The organism is Ferroplasma sp. Type II (assembly GCF_000496155.1).
Window position 1 is genome coordinate 1 of sequence record NZ_KI542762.1, and the last position, 7431, is coordinate 7431.

General features: G+C 37.8%; 8 protein-coding genes. 6 read left to right on the plus strand and 2 right to left on the minus strand.

Features of this window, described 5'->3' with window-relative positions; all coding sequences use genetic code 11:
• From AMDU4_RS10230 to AMDU4_RS10255, 6 genes are all read left to right on the plus strand, one after another.
• Positions 1-559 (plus strand): aldo/keto reductase (locus tag AMDU4_RS10230; RefSeq protein WP_021787902.1); only part of this gene is annotated, 559 nt, incomplete at its 5' end.
• Positions 560-813: 254 nt separating this feature from the next.
• Positions 814-1128 (plus strand): hypothetical protein, encoded by a 315-nt coding sequence (locus AMDU4_RS10235; RefSeq protein ID WP_021786424.1) that lies wholly within the window; start codon positions 814-816, stop codon positions 1126-1128.
• Between the two features lie 844 nt (positions 1129-1972).
• Positions 1973-2692, plus strand: coding sequence for a 3-oxoacyl-ACP reductase FabG (fabG, locus tag AMDU4_RS10240; RefSeq protein ID WP_290705012.1), 720 nt, complete (start codon positions 1973-1975; stop codon positions 2690-2692).
• Positions 2693-2697: 5 nt separating this feature from the next.
• A complete protein-coding gene (locus AMDU4_RS10245; protein ID WP_290705015.1) occupies positions 2698-4233 on the plus strand; it encodes a class I adenylate-forming enzyme family protein in 1536 nt (511 codons plus the stop codon).
• A complete protein-coding gene (locus tag AMDU4_RS10250) occupies positions 4230-5381 on the plus strand; it encodes a thiolase family protein (protein ID WP_021787905.1) in 1152 nt (383 codons plus the stop codon). Before AMDU4_RS10245 ends, AMDU4_RS10250 begins: the two co-directional genes overlap by 4 nt.
• Before the next feature lie 267 nt (positions 5382-5648).
• Positions 5649-5996 carry a Zn-ribbon domain-containing OB-fold protein gene (locus AMDU4_RS10255; RefSeq protein ID WP_021787907.1) on the plus strand — a complete coding sequence of 116 codons (348 nt, stop codon included), beginning with the start codon at positions 5649-5651 and terminating at the stop codon, positions 5994-5996.
• Here the strand turns inward: AMDU4_RS10255 and AMDU4_RS10260 are convergent.
• Both AMDU4_RS10260 and AMDU4_RS10265 read right to left on the minus strand, forming a co-directional pair.
• Complete coding sequence (locus tag AMDU4_RS10260; protein ID WP_021787908.1) at positions 5993-6865, minus strand: dihydrodipicolinate synthase family protein; 873 nt, start codon at positions 6863-6865, stop codon at positions 5993-5995. The two genes, AMDU4_RS10255 and AMDU4_RS10260, sit on opposite strands and share 4 nt — an antisense overlap.
• Positions 6866-7163: 298 nt before the next feature.
• A partial coding sequence (locus AMDU4_RS10265) for a hypothetical protein (protein WP_021787909.1) occupies positions 7164-7431 on the minus strand: 268 nt, incomplete at its 5' end.

Sequence of the window (7431 nt, forward strand, 5' to 3'; positions counted from 1 at the left end):
AAAATCGCTGGAAAAGGCTCTTGACCGCAGCCTGAAAAGTCTTGACACCAATTATGTTGATTTGTATCAGATCCATTTTCCAAATCCCACAATAGACCTCAAAAAAACACTTAGAACCATGGAGAAGATGATAGATATGGGAAAAATGAAATACATAGGCCTGAGCAATTTTAATTTGAATCTCATAAAACGTGCACAGAATGCACTTTCAAAATATGAGATTACGTCTGTGCAGATAAACTATAACATTTTTCACAGGAAAAACCAGAGAGGTATTATAGATTATTGTGAAAAAAATCACATAGCTGTAATGGCATATTTTCCACTGGGACATGGAAAGGTCACCCAGCCACAATATAACAAATATTTTGACCATATCAGAAAAACAGTAGGTGATGTGCCGAATGCCAATATAGCTTTGGCCTATCTTGTAAGCAAACATCATAATGCGTTTCCCATACCAAGGGCGTCTAACAGGGAACATGTTATGCAGAATGTAAAATTTTCGGATTTGCTACTTAAGGATGAGGAAATGAAATACCTGGAAAATAGACTTTAATATTGCATTTAACTGTGGTAATTATATACAGTTAAAGAAATAGTTGTTTTTAATAGGATTTCCCGCTCAAAGTACTGGATTTTTGAACATTTATAGCGCATGTGATATATATAAGACACAGATGATATCTTCAAAGATCACAGGATATAGCCGGTGAACATGGTGAAAAATTATTGTTCATATGGTAGTATACAAGAGCCACAATCATTTAAAATAAATATAAATAACATGTCCTGATTATGAATTAGACTGAAATGATAATAGCTTTAGTATCATTTAGCGAGGGAAAGCTTGAAGAGTCTGACAGACAGTCAAGCATGGATATGGAAGATATAAAGAAAACGCTTGCCTATGCATTTCTATATGATTTTACTGTTAATGTTTTGACAGATAATGGAGAGTATAAATTCCTATCTGTGTCTTCAATAAAGTATAATGACAGGGGTAATCTGTTTTTTTCTGGAAATTATTATTACAATAATTTAAAGATGAAAAAGAATTTTTCATGGAGAGAGATCAGGCACATTGATATAAACATAGAAAAAGACCCTGAAAAATCAACCTATTGAATATATAAGTGGCACTCAACAGGATCTCAATAAAACCACTGAGTTTGAGATGGCGATGAGCTTATGGAAATAATATTTAAACACCATTCTTATATACTATATAAGAGGAATAACAGAAGTACTTGAATGAAGCTTCAACTCCTATAGAAAAATATCAGTGGAGCACAGAGGATTCAAACCTGATGGAGATAACACCTCCACGCTCAAAGGATTTAATATAAATTCATAGGTAAGTCTGACATATCCTCCATCCTAAGAGATCGGAGGTTCTCACTTTTGCTTCGCTTTCATTCCGCACGGTCCGGACGGTTTCGCAAGAACCCATTGCCGGGTCTTAAGGTCACTGCCGGTTACAGCGTTGCCTCTTTAGGGGTATCAGTGCTCCCTTTGCATGTATCTCTGTCTACGTGCAATTGGAATACACCTTTGCATGTATTATGCCTAACCGGAACACAGAGGCGTTAACAACCTCTTATAGAGGATTTTACAGAAGAAATCTCCATCATGCCATTTTTCAGGACTTGTCCAATGGATTACCTTCTGGTTCTTCATTTCATGGATTAATATAATAGTTTCACAATTGATCCACATCGCAAGCTCAGTTACTTTCTTGCTTATTTAGTTGTAAGTTCCGTCTGTGAAACATGAAACCTTTATGCTGGGGCATGAGGTAGCTGACATGTAAATAGGAAAATTAATATTGCCTGTGATTATTCTTTTTATATGGCAAACAAAAAGTTTGAAGTAATAAATTTATTTGGCAAATTATCAGTTGCACACAAGTCTGTTGAAGATAGAAATGTTATATTCTTTTGCTATCTATCTTGATAATAGAGGTAATATATTGACAGAGAAAATTATTGTAACCGGGTCTAACAGGGGAATAGGGCATTCAATAGCAGAGAGGTTGGCCTCAGAGAAATATGGAATAATTATGGTCGATTATGATAATAAAGTAATGAATTCGGCCAAAACACTGAACTCAGAATATGGAAATATTGAGGGAATCCAGTGCGATGTTTCCAGCTATGAAGCCTGTGAAAATGCCTTTTCAGGCATAGACAAAAGAGAAATATTTGGTATAGTTAACAATGCAGGAATAAACAGGGATGTACTGTTCAGAAATATGACTTATGAACAGTGGGATGCCGTGATCAAAACAGATCTTTACAGTATGTTTAATGTCACCAGGCAGTTTATTGATTCTATGATAGAAAATAAATTTGGCAGAATAGTGAATATTTCATCTGCAAGCTGGAATGGTAATGTGGGGCAGGCCAATTATTCATCTGCGAAGGCCGGTGTCATAGGGTTCACAAAAACACTTGCCAGAGAACTTGGAAAATATGGCATCACGTCCAATGCTGTTGTGCCTGGATTCATAAAAACTCCCATGACTGACCAGATGCCAGAAAAAATCAGGGAGAAATTTATTGAAAAAATACCTCTTAAGCGTATTGGCACTGCAGAGGATGTTGCAAATGCGGTTTCATTCCTTATGAAGCCGGATAGTGATTACATTAGTGGAATACTACTTGAGGTCGGGGGTGGAATGATACTTTGAAGTCCATGATAGAAGTTCTTAAGGATTCCAGAATGAATAGCCCATTTATTATATATTTTAACAATGTTATGACCTTCGGAGAGTTTGATAAATATTCAAATGCAGTGGCCGCGCAGATTTCCATGTACTGTGATTCTGGTGATACTGTTGCAATCATTACAGAAAATATACCGCAGTTTCCTATCGTTCAATATGCTACCTGGAAAAATTCATGTATCTTCGTGCCCCTTAGTCCACTGGACTCTGAACCTGAAATCATGGAAAAAATAAAATTCATAAACGCACGGATACTGGTAATCAGTGCGGAATTCCGTGATAAATTTGCCGGACTTTCAAATATACAGAATCTGCACATTTTCTACACAGATCCGGAAACGTTTGGAAAACTCCCAGAAAACATGGCTGCACAATTCCTTTCAGGAAGAATAAATGAAGAATTAAATCTCTGGTCAAAAAACCAGTTCAATGCCTTCAATGTCCAGCCAGAAAGCACGGCAATGTTTGTTTTTACATCAGGAACTTCCGGCAGGCAGAAAGCAGTGGAAATAACCCACGGGAATATATATGCCGCATCTTACATTTACCGTGAGTGGTTTTCTGTAAATCCAGATGACAGAAGCCTCTGCATCGCCCCATTCTTTCACATAACCGGCCTTATATTCGGCATATCACTTACCATGCTGGCCGGGGCATCAATGGCTCTCACATACAGATTCAATCCAGGAATTACGTTGGAAACTGTTGAATCCTCTAAAACGACTATTACAATGTTTGTTGCAACAGCATACCGTGCCATGCTGAATTCATGGTCAGGCCTACCCAATATTGATAAAAGACTTTCATCAGTGAGGGTCTGGTCAGCCGGGGGAATGCCCATGCCCGTGAAAACGGAAATGGACTGGAAAACCATGACAGGAAAATGGATATACATGGCATATGGCCTTACAGAAAGTACCTCGCCTGTAACTCTCTGGGAATATCCATACAATAATACACTTTTAACATACAACGGCACACTGACTGCCGGGAAACCTGCATATTATACACGAATTGTCAGGGGAAGGGATGGTGAATTAATTGTATCAGGTCCACAGGTTGTCAGAAAATATTACAGAAATCAAGAGGACACAAAGAAGAGTTTTGGGAAATACGGCCTGAAAACTGGGGATATATGCCATGTTGATAAAGATGGCTATGTCTATATCATTGACAGGAAGAAGGATCTCATTGATGTGTCAGGATATAAAGTAGTCCCTGCGGAAGTTGAAAATGCTATAAGAACCGTGGAATCTATTGAAGATGTTGTAGTAATAGGGGAAAAGGATGAATACAAGGGAGAAGTTCCAGTAGCATATGTGAAACTCTCTGCAGATGAAGACAACTATGAAGAGATGAGAGAAAATATAAAGGATACATGCCGAAAAGAACTTGCCAGATATAAGGTACCTGTTCGTATTGTTTTTGTAAGGAATATGCCATTAAATGCATCAGGAAAGATTAAAAGGTCTGAAATACACTCTGTAGAGGTGGTTTATCAGTGATAAGGGGATTTTCAGAAGCCATATATAAAAATTACGAGGGTTCGGCATATGAGATAATGAATGAAGCATTCAATAAAGCTCTTTATATGGCTGGATTAGAAAGGAAGGATATTGATGGGTTCATGACAACATTTCTTCCTGGTGTATTTGATGGGAATATGTACATGCATTTTTTCCCTGACCAGATATGCAATTATCTGGGAATCAAACCAAGGTACATAGATTCACTGGAATATGGAGGCCCATCAGTGCTATCTGCATTTTGGAGGGCAGAAAACCTTATAAAAACAGGCATGGCAGAGAATATTCTCCTCCTATTTGGGGGAAAGGGATCTGAAGTTAGGAAGAAAAAACAGACAGTGGATTCTATTGAAAATATCTATCCTGAGATAGTAAACACTCCTTATAAGCCCCTGCTGTCGGGCTATAACAATATGAATCCTGTATCAGATTATGCCTTGCTTGCACAACGGCATAAGAAAGTATATGGTTCAACAGATGAACAGAGAGCCATGCTCATAGTAAAGCAGAGGGAAAACGCAAACAGATCTGGATATTCCATGTTTTCAGGATTGATCAAAGTTGAGGATGTATTAATTTCACCCATAGTGTCATCACCACTGCATCTCCTTGAAATTGTTTATCCGGTAGACGGATTTCATGCCTTTATAGTATCAAAAAATCCAGGGAAATTAAGGGAAATCAGAATACTCAAATATGGTGAGGCACACCAGTCAGCACTCCCACCAGAAATGGTGGATATAACGGTGACACCAGCTGCAGAAAGTTCATCGGCTTTCAGAAATGATATCAAAAAGTGTGATTTCTATGAACTTTACGATTCATTCAGTATCACTGTAATGATTCAGCTAGAAAATACAGGCTTAGTTCCACCTGGCACATCCGGATCGTTTCTGGAAAAAAATTCTATTTCAGTTGACGGCGATTTTCCCCTGAACACAGCAGGAGGAAGTCTGAATCGTGGACAGCCTGCATATATGAGCGGAAGTGTGATGCTTTATGAAACTCTGCTTCAGATGAACGAAATGGCAGGGAAAAACCAGGTCAAAAGTCCTGGAAAAGCATTCATAAACGGCATGGGAGGATGGTCAAGAAACCATTCTGTATCCATGATTCTGGGTGATTAAGTTAACTACCCGTAAATGAAACTGTGGGCTCGTTCCTTGAGTTACTCAGCAAGAGTTGATCAGGAGACTTTGAAAACATGAAAGAAAGGCAGAAGTTGTATCGTAGAGATGCATACACATCTGGAAAATCAATCATTATAAAAGGAGGAGAATGAAAATGGATATAAGCATAAAAAAGGTTAAACTGGTAAAACATGGCAAGGGATTGGGGTTCATTACACAATTCCTCACACATCTAAAGGAGATGGGTATTCCAGGAGGAGTTGAATGAAACTTAATGAGATTTATAAGGCATATAACGACAGTTTCTCAAAGGGTGTACTACCCTACATAAAGTGTCAGCACTGTGGCAACATTTACTATTATCCCAGGGACAATTGCCCTGTTTGCGGTGGATCAGCCATTGAAATTATGCGGTCTTCTGGCAGAGGTGAAATATACAGTTTCACTGAATTCAACAAAGGGTATTATGGTATAATTAGCCTAAACGATGGTTTCCGTGCCTATATGGACATTTCTGGAAGCAACCCGGAAATTGGACTGGAAATCCTTGTAAAATTCAAAAATATAAATGGAAATGTACTTCCATATGCAGAAATAGAAAACAAATCTTAAGGCTTAAAATTATATTTTTTGAATACCTCATTCATTTCTTTTTCCAGTGCACCCTTTTCCTCAGGAGTGAGTTTGAAGAAAGGTTCCCTGGGGCTTCCGGATTTTATCCCTGTCATTATTTCCACCATATCATATATCGATGACATTGTCCCGTATTTTCTGGATAGTGCAGAAAGTTCGTTGAGCAGGAACTGATACCTGTCACCATCATTGTTGTCATAATTCTCTTCTATCTTTTTTATGATTTTATAGCCATAATTGCCAGCGCCAGAAACATAGCCATCAAGCCTAAGCCTGTACGCAGAAAGTATATACTGATCCGGGCCTGTATACACACTGAAATCAGGCACATACATTTTAGTATTCAGTATGTCATTCATGTTAAACGTTGTTTCCTTGATTCCGATTACATTACCGCCGGCCTTTTTTATATAATTGACTATGTCATATGTAATATTGTACCCTGTTGTGTCAGGATAATTATAGATAATAGTCTGATATTCCGCAGAAATTTTTGTGTAATATTTTATTATCCATTCTCTCTTCATTCCGGTGAAATAGTATGGAGGCAGTGCAGCCACAGCATGTATCTTGTATTTTTTTGCGTTTCTTGCTAGATTTATTGATTCTTCAAGATTCAGGGAACCGCACTGGAGTATAACATTATCGGGCACATGGGCAAAGGCATCGAGCAGAACGAGCTTTTCAGATTCAACAAGTGACGGACCAAGTCCGGTGCTTCCTGCCAGAAATACATATTTTATTCCACCCTTAAGGACATCTTCTCCGTGCTGTACTGCCAGACCCTTATCAACTTTATTTTCAGTAAATGGCGTTATAATTGGCACAATAGATTCAAGTTTTTGCATATTTATGTAATCCTTCAGAATATATAAGTTTTGCATTGGCCACTGAAATAAATATTATGCCTTAACAGGAAATGGAATAAAGAGATTGGGCGCTCTATGGTTCACTGGACAAAAATGACTGAGATTTTGGCAAAATCAGATGATTTCATTTTTAGTATCTATTAAGATGGAGGCGAACTGTGATCTCTCTAATACATCACACTTCCCGGAATTTATCGATACGTCAATAGAATAAAAAGGATTTTTATCAGAATGGACAAGGATTCGATTAAAGTTTTAAGCGAATGCCTAAAAAAATTCACTTTAGTCGGTCAGCTCTCATATCAATTGATAAACCCATTATTTGTAATACTTCCACTCCAATTATTGCGTCATAATCTATTCCGTCAAGAATGATAAACTCTGGTTCAGATAAGATTACGTTAAGCATTTTAACTTCCTTAAATATGAAGGCAGTCTTTAATTCTTTTTCTCTTGATCCGGCGAGAGACACGTATGTTTCACGAAAGCATGATATCCTAATCCTTTCAAATTCTTTAGCACTTCTTTCGCTAATATAGTTGCCT

What these genes read in the sequence shown, in the direction of transcription:
- AMDU4_RS10235 (WP_021786424.1), top strand. Translation starts at nt 814, where the DNA reads ATGATAATAGCTTTAGTATCATTTAGCGAGGGAAAGCTTGAAGAGTCT.
- AMDU4_RS10245 (WP_290705015.1), top strand. Translation starts at nt 2,698, where the DNA reads ATGATAGAAGTTCTTAAGGATTCCAGAATGAATAGCCCATTTATTATA.
- AMDU4_RS10255 (WP_021787907.1), top strand. Translation starts at nt 5,649, where the DNA reads ATGAAACTTAATGAGATTTATAAGGCATATAACGACAGTTTCTCAAAG.
- AMDU4_RS10260 (WP_021787908.1), bottom strand. Translation starts at nt 6,865, where the DNA reads ATGCAAAAACTTGAATCTATTGTGCCAATTATAACGCCATTTACTGAA.